The organism is Nocardia lijiangensis NBRC 108240, from assembly GCF_001613045.1.
Classification (GTDB): Bacteria; Actinomycetota; Actinomycetes; order Mycobacteriales; family Mycobacteriaceae; genus Nocardia; species Nocardia lijiangensis.
On sequence record NZ_BDBP01000063.1, the window covers coordinates 22,931 to 41,544 of the forward strand.

General features: G+C 68.1%; 15 protein-coding genes. 6 read left to right on the forward strand and 9 right to left on the reverse strand.

The features are described 5' to 3' along the window. Positions 1-51: 51 nt before the first annotated feature. From NL1_RS22725 to NL1_RS22735, 3 genes are all read right to left on the reverse strand, one after another. Positions 52-1,794, reverse strand: a complete 1,743-nt coding sequence (locus tag NL1_RS22725; protein WP_156094994.1) for an NAD(P)-binding domain-containing protein — start codon at positions 1,792-1,794, stop codon at positions 52-54. A gap of 223 nt (positions 1,795-2,017) precedes the next feature. Continuing rightward, the gene (locus NL1_RS22730; protein ID WP_067842788.1) at positions 2,018-3,334 is read right to left on the reverse strand and encodes a cytochrome P450; all 1,317 of its coding nucleotides are present in this window, start codon (positions 3,332-3,334) and stop codon (positions 2,018-2,020) included. 113 nt (positions 3,335-3,447) lie between these two features. Then, positions 3,448-4,674, reverse strand: a complete 1,227-nt coding sequence (locus tag NL1_RS22735) for a cytochrome P450 family protein (protein ID WP_067842791.1) — start codon at positions 4,672-4,674, stop codon at positions 3,448-3,450. A gap of 329 nt (positions 4,675-5,003) precedes the next feature. Here NL1_RS22735 and NL1_RS22740 point away from each other — a divergent pair, with 329 nt between their 5' ends. After that, complete coding sequence (locus NL1_RS22740) at positions 5,004-6,476, forward strand: dynamin family protein (RefSeq protein ID WP_067842794.1); 1,473 nt, start codon at positions 5,004-5,006, stop codon at positions 6,474-6,476. Between the two features lie 43 nt (positions 6,477-6,519). On the opposite strand, the gene NL1_RS39940 is transcribed toward NL1_RS22740, so the two are convergent. The 3 genes from NL1_RS39940 to NL1_RS22755 form a co-directional block, all read right to left on the reverse strand. Next, complete coding sequence (locus NL1_RS39940; protein WP_156094995.1) at positions 6,520-8,592, reverse strand: Hsp70 family protein; 2,073 nt, start codon at positions 8,590-8,592, stop codon at positions 6,520-6,522. A gap of 88 nt (positions 8,593-8,680) precedes the next feature. After that, positions 8,681-10,639: a dynamin family protein gene (locus NL1_RS22750; RefSeq protein ID WP_067842802.1), complete on the reverse strand. Its 1,959-nt coding sequence runs from the start codon at positions 10,637-10,639 to the stop codon at positions 8,681-8,683. Next, a complete protein-coding gene (locus NL1_RS22755; RefSeq protein ID WP_067842805.1) occupies positions 10,639-12,492 on the reverse strand; it encodes a hypothetical protein in 1,854 nt (617 codons plus the stop codon). The genes NL1_RS22750 and NL1_RS22755 overlap by 1 nt, the downstream gene beginning before the upstream one ends. Before the next feature lie 223 nt (positions 12,493-12,715). Here NL1_RS22755 and NL1_RS22760 point away from each other — a divergent pair, with 223 nt between their 5' ends. Next, entirely contained in the window at positions 12,716-13,255 is a 540-nt protein-coding gene (locus tag NL1_RS22760; RefSeq protein WP_174553454.1) for a GNAT family N-acetyltransferase, read from the forward strand. 16 nt (positions 13,256-13,271) lie between these two features. Here the strand turns inward: NL1_RS22760 and NL1_RS22765 are convergent, their stop codons facing one another. Next, on the reverse strand, positions 13,272-14,024 hold the full coding sequence (locus tag NL1_RS22765) for an alpha/beta fold hydrolase (protein ID WP_067842828.1): 753 nt from the start codon (positions 14,022-14,024) through the stop codon (positions 13,272-13,274). A gap of 120 nt (positions 14,025-14,144) precedes the next feature. On the opposite strand from NL1_RS22765, the gene NL1_RS22770 reads away from it, so the two are divergent. From NL1_RS22770 to NL1_RS22780, 3 genes are all read left to right on the forward strand, one after another. Continuing rightward, complete coding sequence (locus tag NL1_RS22770; protein WP_067842807.1) at positions 14,145-15,029, forward strand: ABC transporter ATP-binding protein; 885 nt, start codon at positions 14,145-14,147, stop codon at positions 15,027-15,029. A gap of 44 nt (positions 15,030-15,073) precedes the next feature. Then, positions 15,074-15,853, forward strand: coding sequence for a DUF2705 family protein (locus NL1_RS22775; protein WP_067842810.1), 780 nt, complete (start codon positions 15,074-15,076; stop codon positions 15,851-15,853). 75 nt (positions 15,854-15,928) lie between these two features. Beyond that, complete coding sequence (locus NL1_RS22780) at positions 15,929-16,417, forward strand: GbsR/MarR family transcriptional regulator (RefSeq protein ID WP_067842813.1); 489 nt, start codon at positions 15,929-15,931, stop codon at positions 16,415-16,417. A gap of 15 nt (positions 16,418-16,432) precedes the next feature. Here the strand turns inward: NL1_RS22780 and NL1_RS22785 are convergent, their stop codons facing one another. Beyond that, positions 16,433-17,227: a tyrosine-protein phosphatase gene (locus NL1_RS22785; RefSeq protein WP_245673474.1), complete on the reverse strand. Its 795-nt coding sequence runs from the start codon at positions 17,225-17,227 to the stop codon at positions 16,433-16,435. A 59-nt stretch (positions 17,228-17,286) separates the two neighbouring features. Beyond that, positions 17,287-18,306: a cell division protein ZapE gene (gene zapE, locus NL1_RS22790; protein ID WP_067842820.1), complete on the reverse strand. Its 1,020-nt coding sequence runs from the start codon at positions 18,304-18,306 to the stop codon at positions 17,287-17,289. Between the two features lie 35 nt (positions 18,307-18,341). Between zapE and NL1_RS22795 the strand changes: the two genes are divergently transcribed. Next, positions 18,342-18,614: dihydrofolate reductase family protein (locus tag NL1_RS22795; RefSeq protein ID WP_174553455.1), on the forward strand; the 273-nt coding region annotated here is incomplete at its 3' end.

Consider the following 18,614-nt stretch of genomic DNA (forward strand, 5'->3'; position numbering starts at 1 on the left):
CAAGATGGACGCTGTTGCGTTGCGCCGGTGACAATCCGCGAGCCCTCGGCGTCAGGCCTGCGACGGGTACCGGTCGCGCCACCCCGCCGGGTACCTTCCAGCTGGTGCCGGGTGCGTTTCAGCCGGTGCCGGGTTTTTCTCAGCTGATGCTTGGCGCGTTTCAGCCGACCCCGGGTGAACCTCGGCCGACCCCGGGTGAACTTCGGCTGTCGCCGGGTGCATTTCGGCCGTCGGCGGATACATCTCGGCGGTGGCCGGGTGTGCCTCCTCCGGAGCCGGGGCCGTCTCGGCGGGCGCCGACCCGGGCGGGGACGGCTCCGCCGGACGCTGCGCGCGCTCCGAGAGTCCGCGGTACGCGGCGGGTTTCACCGGCCGGAACCACTGGGCGAGCCGGGCGCCCAACGGCAGCCGGAACTTCAGGTCGGTCAGCATCTCGTCGATGTTGTGCAGGGCGAACGGCGTGATGGTCGTGCCGTGCGCGTGTTGGCCGCCGGTGCCCGCCTCCATCCACCGCAGGCGCGCGTCGATCTGCTCGCCCATCTCCTCCTGCGACGGCAGCGCGACACGGCCGCGCAGCAAGGCGGCGGTCCAGTGCGCGCCGACCTCGGCGCTGAGCGTGCCGAGCAGCGAGGAGTTGTAGCCCGCGAAGGTCAGGTTCGGCACCTCGGTCGGCAGAATGTGCCGGTAGAGGCGGAAATTGCCGTCGTCGTCGGTGAGCCTGCGCTGGATGTAGGGCGTCAGGAACGGCACCCGCTGCTGGAAGCCGGTGGCGCACACCACGATGTCGGCGGGGACGACCTGGCCGTCGGACAGCCACACGGCGCAACCGGCGGGCGTGCCGGACAACTCGGTGACGGTGGTATCGCGCAGCACGGTGATCCGGCCCTCGCGGACCTGCTCGAAGAATCCCTCGGTGGCGATGCTCGCGGTGCTCTGCGCGATCTCCTCGAAGCGGCCCTCCGGGACCAGGTCGAGGTCGCGCAGGCCTAGCTTCTTGGTGGCGAGTTCCTGGATCACGTCGAAATCGGTGTCACGGAAGCTGTGTCCGGCACCGTGCAGGAAGCGTTCGAAGCCGCGCGGGCTGTGGTAGCGGAAGTGCGCTTCGCCGAGCCGGGTGAGGAACAGCCGCTCGAAGTCCAAGCCGGTGCTGAGTGTGCGCGGCATCTTCCACAGCAAACGACGAGCCACCACTGTGGTCTCGGCGGCGACGTGGCTGACCGCCTCGGCGATGTCGCAGGCGGACTGGCCGTACCCGACCACCACCACCGACTTCCCGCGCGCCCGCTCGACGTCGAGGAACTCCGAGGAGTGATAGAGCTGTCCGCCGCGCGTGAGATACGCCTCTTCGCCGCGGTAGTCGGGCATGGCGGGGTCGCTGAACACTCCGTTGGCAACGATCAGGTGATCGCAAGAGGTGCGATGTACGCCCGTCTCGTCACGGATCTCCAGCAGCCAGCCGCTGTCCACCGGATCGGCGGCCACCACTTCGGTGCCCAGCCGCAGGCTCTCGCGCAGCCCGAAGTGCTGTGCGTATCCCTCCAGGTAGGCCTGCATCTGGGCGCCGTCGGGCACGTGCGGGTAGTCCTCGGGCATGGCATAGTCCGAGAAGCGGTAGGTGTGCTTGCTGTTCAGCGTGCGCAGCCCGGGATAACGCCGGGTCGCGCTCCACACACCGCCGACATCGGGCGCCCGTTCGAACACCTCGACCGGAAAGCCCTCTCGGCGCAACACCTTCGCGGCGGCCAGGCCTGCTATGCCCGCGCCTACGATCGCGATGCGATTACCGCTCGTCATGGCCACCGAGGTTACCCGCCCGCGGCGGACCGTAAAGCTCGCGGGCGCAGATTCGTCGGATCCAGGCCCTGTCTCGAAGTCCGGCCGGATGCATCCGTGGCTCAGATCGTCGCCTGGCAAGGCGGAGGAGGAGCCGATACCGGGGTTGTATCGGTGACGACGACAACGCGGCCAGGCGGCGATCTGAGCCGCGGAGGCGCCGGATGGGACTTCGAGACAGGGCCTAGCGTGGGGTGACTATGATTCTGGCTTTCCGACGCGGCACGGTGGTGATGTTTCGCACCCGTCCGCGCTCGGGTCGCGGGTCGGCAGGCGCCAGCGTGTGCCGGGTGAGAACCTCGCGTAAGACCGCCGTCCCCTCCATGAGCGCGAACCCGGCGCCGAGGCAGCGGCGCACGCCGCCGCCGAACGGCAGCCACGTGTTCGGCTCGACCTCGCCGTCCAGGAACCGCGCCGGGCGGAAGGTCGCGACGTCGGGGAAGTTCTCGGCGCGGCGGTGCGCCAGGAAGATCGAGCAGCTGACCGTGGTGCCCGCGGGCAGCCGCCATTCGCCGATGGTGATCTCCTCGGTGAGTTTGCGTACCGCACCGGGGATCACCGTGTGCAGGCGCATGGCCTCCTTCAGCACGGCCTCCACGGCCTTGTCGTCGTCGGCGCGCGCGGCTTCGTACGTCGCGTGCTGAAGCTCGGGGTCGGCGGCGAGTTCGTAGAGCGCCCAGGAGAGCGCGGCCGCGGTGGTCTCGTGTCCGGCCAGCAACAGGGTGACCAGCTGATCGCGCAGTTCCGCGTCCGTCAACGGCGCTTCGTCGCCGCCGACCTGGAGCAGGCGCGAGAGCACGTCGGTGCGGTCGGCCAGATCGGGCGCCGCCCTGCGCTCGGCGATCTCGCGTGAGAGCAGGTCGTCGATGGCTCCGAGAGTGTCGTGGAAGCTCCGCCACGGCCGATACCGCTGCAGTTGCGGCATGCGCAGTCCCGCGTATTGCAGCGGGCCGACGTTCACGATGCGGTGCAGCCGCGGCGCGAGCTCCGCGCGGGTGCGCTCGTCGGTGACGCCGAAGACCACCCGCATGATGACCTCGAGGGTCAGCGCGTTCATCCGGTCCAGCGTGACGACGGTCGACCCCGGCCGCCAGCGTCCGGTCTCCGCCGCGGCGATCTCGGACACCACTGCCCGATAGCCGCGCAGAGCAGCGCCGTTGAACGCGGGCATAAGCAGTTTGCGCGCCCTGGCGTGCTCGGCCTCGTCGGTCAGCAGCACCGAATGCGGCCCCATCACCGGACGGAGGATGTTGTTCGCCTCGCCCGCGTGCATATCGTGCGGGTCTCCGGCGAAGATCTTCCTCAGATGCTCGGGACGGGAGAACACCACCAGCCGGTCGGCGAACGGCGGAATTCGCAGCGAGAAGACGTCGCCGTAGCGGCGTCGCAGCACCGGCAGCAGCGCGGCGCGGTACTGGAGGTAGAGATAGCTCTGCGCGAACACCGGCAGCGCCGGGCCCGGCGGGTACTCCGCGACCGTCGGTGCGTGTCCTCGGCTCATCGGTCCTCCTCCCGGGGCTTCCGTGCGGGTGCGCCGAGCTCAGCCTGGCACACCCGCACGATCCTCGGAACCCTCGTTTGCGTCGCTGTGGAAAGACGCCGGGCTGTGGAGGATCAGCGCAAGGCGGGCGCTTTGGTCACCTCGACCGGCAGATCCTGAACACCACGGAACAGGACGCTCTCCCGCCACGAGATGTCGTCCGCGCCCACCGCGAGCCGCAGGTCCGGATAGCGATCCAGCAGCCGCGAGATCGCGATGCGCGCCTCCAGCCTGGCCAGGCCCGCACCGAGGCAGAAGTGGATGCCGTGCCCGAAGGCGATGTGGCCGTTGGGGTTTCGTTCGGTGTCGAAGATCTCCGGCGCGGCGAAGTGCTTCTCGTCGTGGTTGGCCGAGCCCAGCGCCACCAGGACGAGTTCCCCGGCTGGGACCTCGGTCTCGCCGATGACGGTGGGCACCGTCGTGTAGCGCAGCGTCGCCATGTTCACCGGGCCCTCGAAGCGCAGCATCTCCTCGACCAGCGCGGGCACACCATCCAGATCCTGTCGCAGCTCCGCGTATTTCGACGGATCGGCGAGCAGGGTGAGCATCGTGTTGCCGATCAGGTTGACCGTGGTCTCGTGGCCTGCGATGAGTATGAGGAAGGCCATGGAGATGATCTCGTCGTCGGTGAGCCGGTCGTCCGCGTCGCCCGCGGTGAGGAGGTCGTACAACAGATCCGCGCCAGGCCCCTCGGCGCGGCGGCGGGCGAGCAGGTCCTCGAAATACGCCACGATGGCGTCGGTGGCCGAGCGCATCTGCACCGGGTCGGCCAGCGTGATGTCGGAGACCACCGCCGACCATTCCTTGAACTGGGCGCGGTCGGCGATCGGCACGCCGAGCATTTCGCAGATCACGGTGATGGGCAGCGGAAACGCGAACTCCGCCATCAGATCCACCGGCCCGTCCGCCTTCGCGAGACCGTCCAGCAGCTCGTCGGTGATGGCGGTGATGCGCGGGGTGAGCGCCTCGATGCGAGCGGGGGCGAACGCGGGCGTGACCAGCTTGCGCAGGCGGGCGTGCTGCGGCGGGTCCATGTTGAGCACATGATGGCTGAGGCGCGCGTTCACGGCCCCGACGCCGCTGTTGCCCGCGCTCTCACGGCGAGCTCCGGCGCCGGCATCGGTGTGCGGGTCCTTGCGGATCGTCGGATTGCGCAGCGCCTCGCGCGCCGCGTCGTAGTCGACGATCAACCAGGCGCGCACCCCCGTGCGCAGTTCGATCTGGTGCACCGGCCCCTCGGCCCGGAGCCGCTCGTAGAAGGCATACGGCGTACGAAAGAATTCCGGTGGCAGCTGTCTCATGATCGAATGGCCTTCCCCAGTCGCGAGTTGTGTTGCGCCCCTTCGATAGTGTCACGGGTCACGAGTGTCGGCCAGTGTCGTCGGCGCCACCCGAATCGTCGCGACGGCGCGGAGCAGCGGAGATCTCGGGACGGCCTGTTCGGTTCGATGCACCATGCGGCGACCCGGCCGCACGCCGAGATGGCGGTGCCGCATAGTCCCCCTGGTACGGAAGCGAAAGAGCCGATAGACCTGCGCTGCCGATTCGGTGACGCCATGATGTCCACTATGGGCACACAGCTGCAGGGTGGCGCTGCCGCGCAGACGGAGCGGGCGACCCAGGCGCCGAGATGAACGGCGGGGCGCCGATCGCGAGGGTGGACAGAATCATCGAGGGGGCCCACCGCGTCTACTTCGGTAACCGTGCCGTCACCGATCGCCTCGAGGCGGGTGCGCGACGACTCCGCGAACCGCTGCGAATCGCCCTGGCCGGTGCGCTGAAAGCAGGCAAGTCGACGCTGCTCAACGCACTCGTCGGCCAAGACATCGCCCCGACCGACGCCACCGAATGCACGCGCGTCGTGACCTGGTACCGGCACGGCCCCACGCCGGCGGTCACTGCCCGGCTCACCAGCGGCCGGTCGGAGAACGTGCCGATACAGCGGGCAGCAGGTGGTCTGACATTCGACCTCGGCAGGCTCACGGCGGCGCAGGTCGATCGAATCGACGTCGACTGGCCGCTGCGCCGCCTAGAGCGCACCACGATCATCGACACACCCGGGACCGGATCGCTGTCGAAGGACGTGTCCGTGCGCACGCTGCGATTGCTGACTCCCGACGACGGCTCTGCCGGAGCTGACGCGGTGGTCTATCTGTTTCGCTCCCTCGACGATGCCGACCTCGCACTGATCCATCGAATCGGCGAGTACGTCGGCGGCAGCGGCGGGCCGCTCGGCATCGTCGGCGTCGTCTCGCGGGCGGACGAACTCGGTGCGGGCCGCCCGGAGGCGATGCACTCCGCCCGCGCGGCGGCCAAAGACTTCACTCGCGAGTTGGAGAGGACGGGCCTGTGCCAGGCGGCCGTACCGGTTGCGGGTTTGCTCGCGTTCACCGCGAAGACCCTTCGGCAGGCCGAGTTCGCAGCACTGCGCCGGCTCGCCGAGGTCGCTCCGGCCGACCTGGAATCGGCCATGCTCTCGACCGATCGATTCCAGCGGGCCGAAGATCTGCCGGTCGACGCCGCGACTCGACAGCACCTCGTCCGGCGTCTCGGTCTGTTCGGAATTCGTATGACGCTGACTCGATTACGGGCCGGTACCAGCGATGCACCGACTCTGGCCGACGAACTGATCGCGCGCAGCGGCATCGGCGAACTCGAGCGCGTGATCGACATTCAATTCGGCCAGCGTGCCGACGAATTGAAGGCGCACACCGCTCTGCTGATGCTGAAGCAGATATTCGACGCGAACCCGGCCGCGCAGGCAACGCCGCTCGGCGGCGAAGTCGCACAACTGCTCGCCAATGTGCACGGCTTTCACGAACTCCGTCTGCTCAGTCGTCTCCGTTCGACCAAGACGGTGCTGTCCGACGACGAACTCACCGACCTGCAGCGCATGATCGGCGGGCAGGGAACCGGACCTGCCGAACGCTTGGGAATCGAACCGTTCGCGGTCGCGGGCGTGGGCCAGGACGTCGCATTGGCCGAAATCAGACGATGGCGAGCCCGTGGCGAACATCCGCTCGCGGATCAGTTCACGGCCAACGCTTGCATGGTGGCGGCACGCAGCGCCGAAGGTGTCCTCAGCGAGCTGCGCCGGCGTTGAGAACCAGTGCGGCCGGGGCGTATCGCCGGTAGGGACTGGACGATCAAGGTGTGCTCGTCCCGGTCCCACCGGTACCCGCACCCGTGCCGCCCGTAGCGGTGCCAGTCGGCGCCGGGCCCGTACCACCCGCGCCCGCACCATTCGCCCCACCTGAACCCGAACCGGTCGAACCAGTGTCATTCGCCCCACCGGTACCCGAACCGCCACCGGCCGGAGCCTGACCCGCACCACCCGTGTCCGCACCATTCGTCCCACCCGAACCCGAACCACCGCCAGCCGGAGCCTGACCCGCGCCCCCACCATTCGCCCCACCCGAACCCGCACCGGTCGAACCCGTGCCGTCCGACCCGCCGGTACCGGTGCCCGTGCCGTTCGTTCCACCCGAACCCGCACCGGTCGAACCGGTGCCGTTCGCCCCACCGGTACCCGAACCACCACCGGACGGAGCCTGACCCGCGCCTCCACCATTCGCCCCATCCGAACCCGAACCGGTCGGACCAGTGCCATTCGACCCACCGGCACCGGCACCGCCACCCGCCGGGGCTTGACCCGCGCCCCCACCATTCGCCCCACCCGAACCCGAACCGGTCGAACCGGTCCCGTTCGCCCCACCGGCACCCGAACCACCACCGGACGGAGCCTGACCAGCACCGCTCCCAGTCGAGCCGGTGTCGCTCGCCCCACCGGTGCCGGTCCGACCGGTTCCCGTGCCGGTGCCATCTGGGCGTTCTGCGTTCGGCCCGGCGGGCGGAATCAACACCTGCTCGTTCACCGCGGGCTTCGGCCCGGTTCCCGGCCCTGCGATCGCGAAGACTCCGACAACTCCCGCAGCGAGAGCAGCAATCGCTGCCGCGGCGAGATAGGTCCGCTGACGACGCCCGCCGGTCACTTCGCCACCCCCGGTGCGCTCCGCCGCCACCGAGGCAGGGGGCGCGATGGCCATCGGCGGCTTGCTCGCGACCGCGCCTGCGGACGGATCCGGCTCGGATTCTCGCTTCGGAGTAGGGGGTTTCGCTTCCGGAATGGACGACACCGGCACCGATGCGGCGGCACTCACCGAGGAACGTGCCAGGAGAGCAGCGCCCTTCGCCGAGGTGAGAAGAGGTTCTGGTTCCCCCGTCACCGGCACGTGGAACTCCGAAGACAGCAACTCGGCGACGAGCGGGGTCGCCGCGGCACCACCGGCCAGCACGACCGCTCGTACCTCACGAGCGTCGATGTCATTGGCGCGCAAGGCCTCTCCGACAAGTCCGACGGATCCGGCGACCGGCTCTCTGATCAACTCCTCCAGTTCGGAGCGGACGAGCCGGACATCGTGGCGCACGCGCCCCAGTTCCACCTCGACCACCGCCGCCGTTTCGGCGGAAAGCGTTTCCTTGGCCTGCCTGCAGCGCGAACGCACTGCGCGCAGCGGCGCCAGCAAAGCGGGGTCCGCGAGGTCCACGTCGGCGAGTTCCCCGTCCAGCGCCCGGAGAACCTGCTGCACGATGGCGTCATCGATGTGCGAACCACCGAATTCCGCACTCCGGATGGTGCTGCCGATCTGCTGGGTACCGCGGGCCACAGAGACGCTAAGGCCGTTGCCTCCGAGGTCGTACACCACCACGGCGCCGTCGTCGGGAAGCCCGCGGAGCGACTCGACCCGGGCGAGGACCGAGTCGACTTCGGTCACGAGTGCCACGCCGGTCATGTCCATCCGGTCGAGCGCCTCGCGAAGCGCCTGCACTCCGTGCGGCTTCCAGTGGCTGGGATAGGTCGCCGCGATGGCGGGAGGCCCGGTGAACGCACCGGCCGAATACCGCGTCAGATACCGCACCGCGCCGGCGACGAGAGCTTCCGGCCGATGGGCGGACCCGTCGGCGGCGATGAGATCGATCGGGTCACCGACCCGGTCGACGAACCCGTTGACGGCAAGCCCGGGGGCCATCGAGCTTGCGTCGTCAGCGAGCGGAGCGAGTGTCGGCGCCATGTCGTGCGACATGATCAACGTCGCTGCGTGCCGGGACGTTGCGGGACTCGACGCGCCTCGCGCAGCAGCCGCCGCCCGCGGCGATTCCGCCTCGGCGGCGGTAGCGAAACAGACCGTGCCGATCTTGATGCCAAGACTGCCCGACATGAAATCCTCTCGGTAGATAGTCGCGCTCACCTGCGCATATCACTGTCGCTCGAGCACGGATCGACAACTAGATCCACAACGTGCTGAATCAGACCCCACGGGGTGTTGTGTTGGTTCCCCCAAGGTGGGCCGGGACTTGGCCGAGGCGATCTCGCGACCGCACGGCAGACAACCGGGTGATCCCTTCGCGGACCGTGGTCAGCACGGCCAGCTTCTTCTCGACTTCGGCCGCACGTTTTTCCCGCTCGGCGACCTCCATGCCGACCGCCTCTTGCGCCGCCTTCATCGAACTCTGCAGCGACGCCAACGCCTGATCGGCAGATTCCTTGAAGTGATCGCGCAGCTCTCGCTGCACATTCCGGAGGCGATCCCGGGAGAGCTTGTGCACCTGGAAGGACACGTCGTCGATGTACTTTCGCAGCGTGGCCTGCGCTTCGCTGCGCCGACGGGCAATCCGGCCCGCGCGGTCCTGCTGGTATGCCTTCACACCGAGCACGACGCCTGCCCCGATCGTGAGCGGATTCATCATCGCGGCACCGATCATCGTGGCGCCCATGCCGATCATCATCGCGCCGCTGTAGCCACCGCGCACCGCGGTCAAGCCCTTGTCCGCCAGCGAAACCTTGGTGTCGCTCAGCTCGCCGATTCGCAGACCGGAGTCGATGAGGTCGCCCGCGCAGACGGCATCGAGCGCGGGGAGTTCGGCGCAGGTGCCGTCCACGGCGAACGATGCCGCCACCCGCTCGGCCAGTACCTGTGCGGACTGGAACGCCCAGACGAAATTGTCGCTGACCGCGACGCTCACCTGCTCCTGCACCCAACCGGTCAGCAGCGGCCACTTCTTGTCAGGATCGCCGTCCGCTAGCTCGGACTCGATGTGCTTGTTGATGCTCCGCAGCCGTTCCCGGAGATCGTGGTCGATCTCGGAATTGAGGTCCGCGACACCGTCGTTCAGTACTTGCTGCCACGACTTCGCGGACTTGACCTGCTCATCCGACATCACCTTCCGAGCCTTCAGCTCGCCGGTCACGCGCTGGTGGAACTCCGGGTCGCGCAGTGACTTGATTTCCGCCTCGAACGGAACGGTCAGGTGGTGCGCGACGGACTCGAGATCCCGCGCCATGCGGACGCGCCGCTTGGTTCCTACGTCGGCGAGGACCTCGGTGTGGAGAAACCGAAGCAGCTCGGGACAGCCGGATTCGGCGTTGAGTTCCTTGTCACCGAGACGTATCGCGTGGCCGCGCAGTGTCGACGACACCGGAATGATCCGGCAGCTCACCCCGCCGTCGGCGAGGTGACGCCGGTTGGCGTCCGCGATCCGGCGCCACTCGGGGTAGAGGTCGACCTTGGTCGCCGCGATGACCGCCGTGGGGCACAGTCCGATCACCTGTTGCACGAACCGGAATTCGGGTGCGGTGAACTCCTGGCTGGCGTCGCTGACGATGACGACCGCGTCGGCCAGCGCCACCTCGTTCAGCACTCGTGCGACATGCCGCTGGCCGGCGCCGGCGACGCCGGGGGTGTCGACGATGGCCAGACCGCCTGCCAGCATCGCGGAATCGACGCCGACCTCCGTGTGCATCACCCGCCACCCTCGTGCTCGCGGAGACGTCGCCAGATCGGTCTGTAGTTCACTGGGTGGCAAGGGAACCGCGGCGGAGGTTGCGCCGCCGGGCTTCTCTACGACCAAGCGCGCGGCTGGTTTGTCCGCGTGCCGGACGACCGTGACCACGGAGGTGGCGCGACGGTCACCGGCGACGCACACCTGCTTGCCGAGCAGGGCATTGATCAGTTGACTCTTGCCCTGCTGGCGCAACCCGACGAAGGCGACCCGCACGGAAGCATCGGCGGACCGGCGCCGCACGGCGTCGAGGGTGCCGAGCAGGTCGGCCCGATCGGCCGACCGTGCGAGCCGAGCCAGCTGCTCGATCAGGGCCGGGACGGCCGCGACATCGCGGCCGTCCCGCTTCTCAGGTGACGGCTTACCGGCGTCCTCCCGATCGGTGTGCCGGGCAGAGACACCCGCCGGTGGTTGCTGTGTCCTCATCAGAACGGGTCGAAGAAATCGCCGATGTCACTGACGACGGATCCGATGGCCTCGCCGGCATCGCTGACCGCATCACCGACGTCGTCGACCGCCTCTTCGGCCCAGTCGGCCGCGTCGGTGGCCGCACCATCGACCCAGTCGGCCGCATCGGTGGCCGCACCATCGACCCAGTCGACGGCGTCGGAACCCGCATTGTAGACGTCCTCGATCCCGCCGTCGTCGATGAAGTTGTAGGCGGACAGGCCCCAACCGATCGGAGACGCGCTTGCCACGGCACTGGTAATTCCATTGAGGTCACCCATGGTCTCGACTACGTCGTAGATCGTCTGACCGGCCCCGTCACCGAGGACTTCGTCAGCGGTGTCCAACGCGCCGCCGATGTTGTCGTTGAGCATGTCGTAGCCGAGCGAGGACTCCTGCGCGGCCTCGATGACCCCGCCGTTCGGGTCGAGGAGATCCTCCGGTCCGAAAGTCTCCTCCAGGTTCTCGATGATCTCGGTGCCGTACTGCTCGGCGTTCTGGGCGTAATCCAGGTACTCGCCGCCCGGGATCTGGTCCACCGGGATCTGGTCCAACGGCAGCTGGTCCAAGGGCAGCTCATCCAGCGGCAGCTGGTCCAACGGCAACTCGTCCAACGGCAGCTGGTCGGCGCCCGGAAGGTCATCGAGCCCTGGCACGTCCTCGAGGCCTGGGATACCGCCCAGCTCGGTCGCGATGTCCTCGAGGCCGGGAATCTGGCCCAGCTGAGTCATCACGTCCTGCAGATTCGACATCGTGTCCTCGAGGCCGGGCACCTCGCCCAGCTGAGTCATCACGTCCTGCAGATTCGTTATCACGTCACCGAGGCCGGGGATCTGGGTCGGGTCGATACCGGGGTCCCCGATGTCGTGCTCGCCGGGAAGCACCGAGCTCAGGGCGTCGACGGCATCCTCCGAACCAGAGAAAGGCCCGAGGTCGGGAAGGTCCACGCCCTCCGGAACCTCCGCCTGCTCGAAGCCGGGGAAATCGACGATGCCGGTCCCGGAGTCGCCACCGTCTTCCGACGCAGGACCGAACAGTCCGCCGAGACCGGGGATGTCGTTCAGCTGTGTGAAGACGTCCTGGAGGCTGGTATGGGCGTTCTCGAAGCCGGGGACCGAACCCAGCTGCGTCACGACATCCTGAATGCTCGTCATGACGTCGCCGATACCGGGGACCTCACTCGGGTCGACCGGGGAAGCCTCGCCGAGGGGATCCGCGACGCTTCCGCTGTCCTCGACGTCACTGATGTCCACGTAGAACGGGCCGTTGGGAAGATCACCGACATCGACCGGCTCGGAGCCGGGGATCTCTTCGGCGCCGGGAGCCTGTTCACTCATCTCCGAGTTCTGCATGCCTTCCGAATCGGAATCGGTGCCGTACTCGAGGTGCTCGTAGTCCTCGACGTATGGCTCCCCTTCGTGTTCGTCGGGATATAGCTTCGGGGACTCGTGGCGCTCGATGTCCGGATTCGCCACTAGACCGGAGTTCTCGATCATTTCCGGCTGCTCGGTGACAGGCGCTTCCTCGGGCCATTGCGCGACATCGGGCTCGAACGTGGTGTTCTCGATGACCGGCTCCGTCTGCGTCGCGAACACTGAATCGTCGACATCTGGTTCCTCGGCGAGCACGCTCGCGCCGGGCGTCTCGACCGGCACTTCCTCTGCCGCATAGGCGCTTTCCTCTGCGGCATAGGCGCTTTCCGCCGTGGAGTAAGCGCTTTCTGCCGTGGACGCCGCGGCGGTGTATTCGGATCCACCGGAAGCCATTCCCGTATCGACCGGCGACTCGGCCGAAACCTCCGTCGCCGTGCCATAGGTGTATTCTGCTGCCATTTGCTCTCCATGGATTCCGGTAGTTGAAATAGGAATGAGCCCGATTCGCGTCATGAATTTCGGACGCCAATAGCTGGCTCGCGATCCATGGTGTGAATTTGGGCAGGCAGAAAATAGGCACCCGAGGGGGAAGAAGCCCCCACCCTTGGTCTCCGAAGGTGGTGAGGGGGCCGAAGTGCATCCGGTTCGGAATTCGTTACGGATTCTGTGCTCTCATGGACGTATGAGCAATATCCCAGTCATCGTGGACCGGGCCGGTTTGTGGGACGCCGAAGCCCTCAGTGACGTTGCGGCCGCGACCTTTCCGCTGGCCTGCCCGCCCGACGCCACCGCGGACGACATCGAGATCTATCTGACCGAGGCGCTGTCCGGCGAACGATTCGGCGAATACCTGACCGATCCCGCGCGGACGGTGCTCAAGGCCGTCGCGGGCGGCGACATCGTCGGCTACGCGATGCTGCACGCGGGCGACCCCGCGGACCCGGAAGTGGCCGACGCCGTCGGCGTGCGCCCCGTGGTCGAGGTCAGCAAGATGTACGTGCTCCCCGGTCATCACGGCACCGGGGTATCGACGGCGCTCATGCACGCCGCACTCGAGCGCGCCCGCGAGGAGGGCTACGCGGGTGTCTGGCTCGGCGTCAACCAGGAGAACGCCCGCGCCCAGCGCTTCTACGCCAAACACGGCTTCGAGATCGTCGGCACCAAGACCTTCCCCGTCGGCAATCAACTCCATCACGACTACGTCATGCGGCTGGTCTTCTGACCGCGCGGACGGCCGGTCACCGCACGAAATCGACCAGGGCCGTCTTGAAACCGGGATTCAGCACGGCCAGCATGTGGTCGCCGGGGACGACGACGAAGCGGCCGTCCGGCAGGGCGGCGGCCAGGCGCTCGGGTTCGGCGGCGAACGGATCTTCGGCACCCGCGAGAACGAGCGCGGGAACGGTGATGCCGTCCAAGCTGGTGATCGGGCGGTCGTCGAGACCGGTGACCACGGCCCGGATGGCGGCCAGGTCGGCACGGACGGCGTCGGCGAGAATGCGGAACATCCGGGCGACCGGGGGCGCGCCCGCACCGTCGCCGTTCATCGCCAGCAGAATCGCCTCGGGGTCCACCACCCGCCGGTCGACGCCGCCGCAGTCGATCACGCCCGAACCAATGCCGCCCACAACGAGTTTCGCGACCCGCTCGTCGGCCGCGGCGACCAACAGCGAGATCACCCCGCCCATCGAATAGCCGACCTGCGCGACCTCCTCGAGGCCGAGTTCGTCGTAGAGCGCGCGCACGTCGGCGGCCATCGCGGCCCACGAGTACCGCGCCGCGTCGTGCGGCTTCTCCGAGCGCCCGTGGCCGCGCGCGTCGAGCGAGACGACCCTGTATCCGGCGGCCTGTAGCGCGGCCACCACGCCCATGCTCATCCAATTGGCATTGGTGTCGGCGACGACACCGTGCTGCAGCACCACCGTGCGGCCGTCGCCCTCCCACACGCGGTACTCGAGCTCCAGCCCGTCCCATGTCTCGAACTTCGCCATGGCCCGGATCGTAGCCAGCGCCCAGCGGGAGGTTGACAAGTTCTGCATGTTCAGTCTTTACTGAACATAGCAGTTCTTATCGAACTCATCGGGACTCTGGAAACCCCACGAAGGAGCAACATGTCCGCCGCGATCCTGGCCGAAGGCCTGACCAAGCGCTATGGCAAGCACGTCGCACTCACCGACCTCGACCTGGAGGTCGCCCAGGGCGAGGTGTTCGGTTTCCTTGGACCCAACGGCGCGGGCAAGTCCACCACCATCCGGATCCTGCTCGACCTGATCCGCCCGACCGCGGGCCGCGTCGAGGTGCTCGGCATGGACCCCCGCGCCGGCGGCGCCGAACTGCGCTCGCACATCGGCTACCTGCCCGGCGAACTGGAGATCGAGGGCCGCAACACCGCCGGTGAGCTGCTGAGGTTCCTCGCGGACCAACGCGGCACGGTGGCCGCGAGCCGGATCACCGAGCTGGCCGACCTGCTCGACCTCGACCTGTCCAAGAAGGTCGGGGCGATGTCCAAGGGCAACAAGCAGAAGGTCGGCATCGTCGCCGCGTTCATGCACCGCCCGCAGCTGCTGATCCTGGACGAACCCACCTCCGGCCTGGATCCGCTGCTGCAGCAACGCTTTCTGACCTTGGTGAGCGAGGCGAAGGCGAACGGTCAGACGGTGTTCATGTCCTCGCACATCCTGAGCGAGGTGCAGCAGACCGCCGACCGCGCCGTGATCATGCGGGCGGGCAAGCTGCTCGGCACCGAGAACGTCGAGGATCTGCGCCGCCGCTCCCCGCGCGCGGTGGAACTGGTCTTCGACGAGGACGTGTTCGCCGACGACTTCGCGAACCTGACCGGTGTGCGCGACCTGTCGGTAGCCGACCGGACGGTGCGCTGCACCACCGAGGGCGAGGTCGACGAGCTGTTCAAGACGGCGGCCAAGTACCGGCTGGTGAGCGTGCTGTCCACCGAACCGGACCTGGAGCAGATCTTCTTCAGCCTCTACGGCCGCTGACCCGCACCGCGACGAAACCACTACATGCACAGGAGAACTCGAACATGTCACGCTCGGTCTTCACCCAGACGCTGAAGGAACAGCGGCGCGGCCTGATCGGCTGGTCGATCGGCCTCGCCATCGTCCCGATGATGTATCTGCCGTCCTACCAGTCGCTCCGGGACCAGGGCTCGCTCGATATCACGCAGAACACGATGTACGACGCCATGGGACTCAGCGATTTCGCCAGCGCCACCGGCTATCTCAATGCCACGGTGTTCTCGCTGATGGGCCTGCTGCTCATGATGATCTTCGCGGTCACCTTCGCCACCCGATCGGTGACGCAGGAGGAGAACGGCATGCTCGATCTGCTGCTCGCCCAGCCGATCGACCGGAAAAGCCTGCTGGCGCAACGGTTCGCGGCGCTGGCGGTGCAGACCGCGGTGGTCCTCTCGGTGCTGACGCTGAGCGTCCTGGCGGGCGCGAACAGCGGTGGCCTTGATATCGCCGCCGGGCACATCCTGGCCGCGAGCGCGGGCCTGGGTCTGCTCAGCCTGCTGACCGGGGCGATCACCCTGCTGCTCGGCGCCGCGACCGGAAAGCGGGCGCTGACACTGGGTTTCGCGGCGCTCGTCACGGTCGCCGGCTACCTGGCCAACAACCTCGGCGGGATGTTCGACGGGGGCGAGTGGCTGCGCAGGCTTTCGCCGTTCTACTACGCCAACGGTGACTCGCCGCTGGTGAACGGGGCCAACCTCACCCACCTCGCGGTGCTCGCGGTGCTGGCGGCCGTGGTCGTCGCCGCCGCGCTGGCCGTCTTCGAACGCCGCGACCTCGCGGTGTAACCACTCAGCACGGGGCGGGCCGACACGGTCCGCCCCGTTTTCCCGTTTTCCCCGCACGAAAGGGATACTCGACCGATGACCAGCACGGAACACGACCAGGCGGCGCCCACTCCCGAACAGTTGGCCTTCGTCGAGGATTTCGCGCTCGTGCTCGAACGCATGGGTCTGGTCCGGATGACCGGTCGCGCGGCGGGCTGGCTGCTGGTGTGCGATCCGCCTGAGCAGACCTTCGCCCAGATCGCCGACGCGCTACAGGCGTCCAAAGGCTCGATCTCCAACTCGCTCAAGCAGTTGACCACCATGCGCTGGGTCGATAAGACCTCCAAACCCGGTGACCGCAAGGACTACTACTCGATCCGGCCCGGCATCATGCCGGAGCTGATCCGCGCCCAGGCCAGCCAGTACACCGACCTGACCGCGATGACCGCGCGCGGGCTCGCGCTGTTCGAGGACCCGCAGAGCGAACAGGCCGCGCGGGTCCTCGACATTCACGAGTTCTTCGTCTGGCTGAGCAAGGAGATGCCCGCCCTGGTCGACCGGTGGTACGCCGAGCACCGGTCCTGAACCGGCCGGGAACGCTCAGGCCAGCATCTTGGCCCGCAGCGCCGCGAGGTCGGCGCCGGTCAGGCCGAGACCATCGCGCGCATACGCGTCGAAACCGCCGTAGGTCTGGTTCACCTGATCGAAAGCGGCATCCAGCCAACCGGATTGCACGCCGTTGAGCGGATCGTCCGGCGCCGCGTTGCGGTACTGGTTGGACAGCAGGTAATCCTCGGTTACGGTGGCGCGATCGACGCCGAGCAGGGTCAGCAACACCGCCGTGGCCCAGCCGGTGCGGTCCTTGCCCGCGGTGCAGTGGTAGAGCACGCCGCCGCCGGTCTCGATGATGTCGCGTAGCACCGAGGCGAAGGCCGCGTTGGCGCCCGGCGCGGTGACGAAGGCGCGGTAGAGATCGGCGCCGCCCGTCAACGCGGTGGCCAGCACCTGCGGCGGCGCCTGGCCGATGACGTCGTTCCAGTTCTCGACGGCGCCAGCGGGAACGCGGTCCTTGGCGATCGCCCGCTCGTAGCCGGTGCGCAGATCGTCGACGACCCGGATGCCGCGCTCGCCGAGCACGACCAGGTCGGCGGGCGTCGCGTTGTTGAGCTGCCCGGTGCGATACACCAGTCCGGTGCGCACCAGGCGACCGTCGGCCGTCCGGTAACCGCCCACGTCCCGGGCATTCTGGACACCCTGCAAGCCGACCGAGCGGTCGAACGCGGTGTCCGCGGCCACCACCGGGTCGGCCACGGCGACACCGGTCACCGGGCCGAACGCGATGGCCAGGCCGGTCGCGGCGGCGATCGAAGCGCGCAGGGCGCGATCGGAGGTCACGTCGACGGGCTCCATTCCTCGCGCCCGCCGGGGATCGGCGGGCAGTCGTGCGGGCGGCCTCAGGCCGCGGCGGCCTCGAAGCGGGACAGCGCCAGCAGACGCGAGATGGCGCGCAGGTACTTCTTCCGGTAGCCGCCGTCGAGCATCTCCTGGGAGAAGATCTCGTCCAGTTTGGCGCCCGAGACGGTGACCGGGATGCTGGCGTCGTAGAGACGGTCGGCCAGCACCACGATGCGCAGCGCGACGGCCTGGTCGGTGACGGGGTGCACGCCGGAGATGAACACCGCCGAGAGCCCGGAGATCAGCGCGCCGTACTTGGAGGGGTGCAGCGTGCTGAGGTGCTTCAGCAGCGCGTCGAAGTCGTCGAGCGTGGAACCCGGTGTGGCAGTGGCCCGTTCGGCGAGCTCCTCCGCCGAGGTCGGCTCCGGCGCGGGCGGCAGGTCGCGGTGCCGGTAGTCCGGGCCGTCGACGCGCACGGCCTCGAAGATCGCACCGAGCTTCTTGATCTCGCGCATGAAGTCCTGCGCGGCGAAACGCCCCTCCCCCAGCTGACCGGGCAGCGTATTGGAGGTGGCGGCGATCGACACACCGCGGGCGGACAGCTCGGTCAGCAGGCGCGAGACCAGCATGGTGTCGCCCGGATCGTCGAGCTCGAATTCGTCGATGCAGAGCACGCTGTTGCCCGCGAGCCGCTCCACGGCGTTGTTGAAGCCGAGCGCACCGACCAGGTTGGTCAGCTCGCCGAACGTGCCGAAGGATTTCGGCGCGGGCGCGCTGTGGAAGATCGAGGCGAGCAGGTGCGTCTTGCCGACGCCGAAACCGCCGTCGAGGTACAGGCCCGCGCCGCTGACCGGCTTCTTCTTGCCGAACAGGCCCTTCTTGCTCGCGGCCTTGTGGATCTTGGCCACCTGCCCCGAGAACTCCTCCGCCTTGCGCACGGCCGCGGCCTGGCTGGGCTCTTGGGGGTCGGGAATGTAGGAGGCGAAACTGACCTCGTCGAACATGGGCGGAGGCACCATTTGGGCGACGAGCTGGTCCGCCGGAACCTCCGGATGGCGATCGACAAGGCGTTCTTGCATGGACGAAGCCTAATGACGTGGTGTGATCTGACTTCATGCAGCGTATCCACAATGCGATCCAGCTCACAGAGCTGAGCCGGGACGACCTGGCCAAGCTCTACGCCTACCCCCTCGAACTCGACGCGCCCTGGGTGAGGGCCAATTTCGTCGCCAGCATCGACGGCGCCGCGACCAGCGACGACGCGACCGCAGGCCTCGGCACCGCGGCCGACAAGACGGTCTTCATGCTCCTGCGCGAGCTCGCCGACGTGGTGCTGGTCGGCGCGGGCACGGTCCGCGCGGAGAACTACGGCGGCGCCCGCACCAGC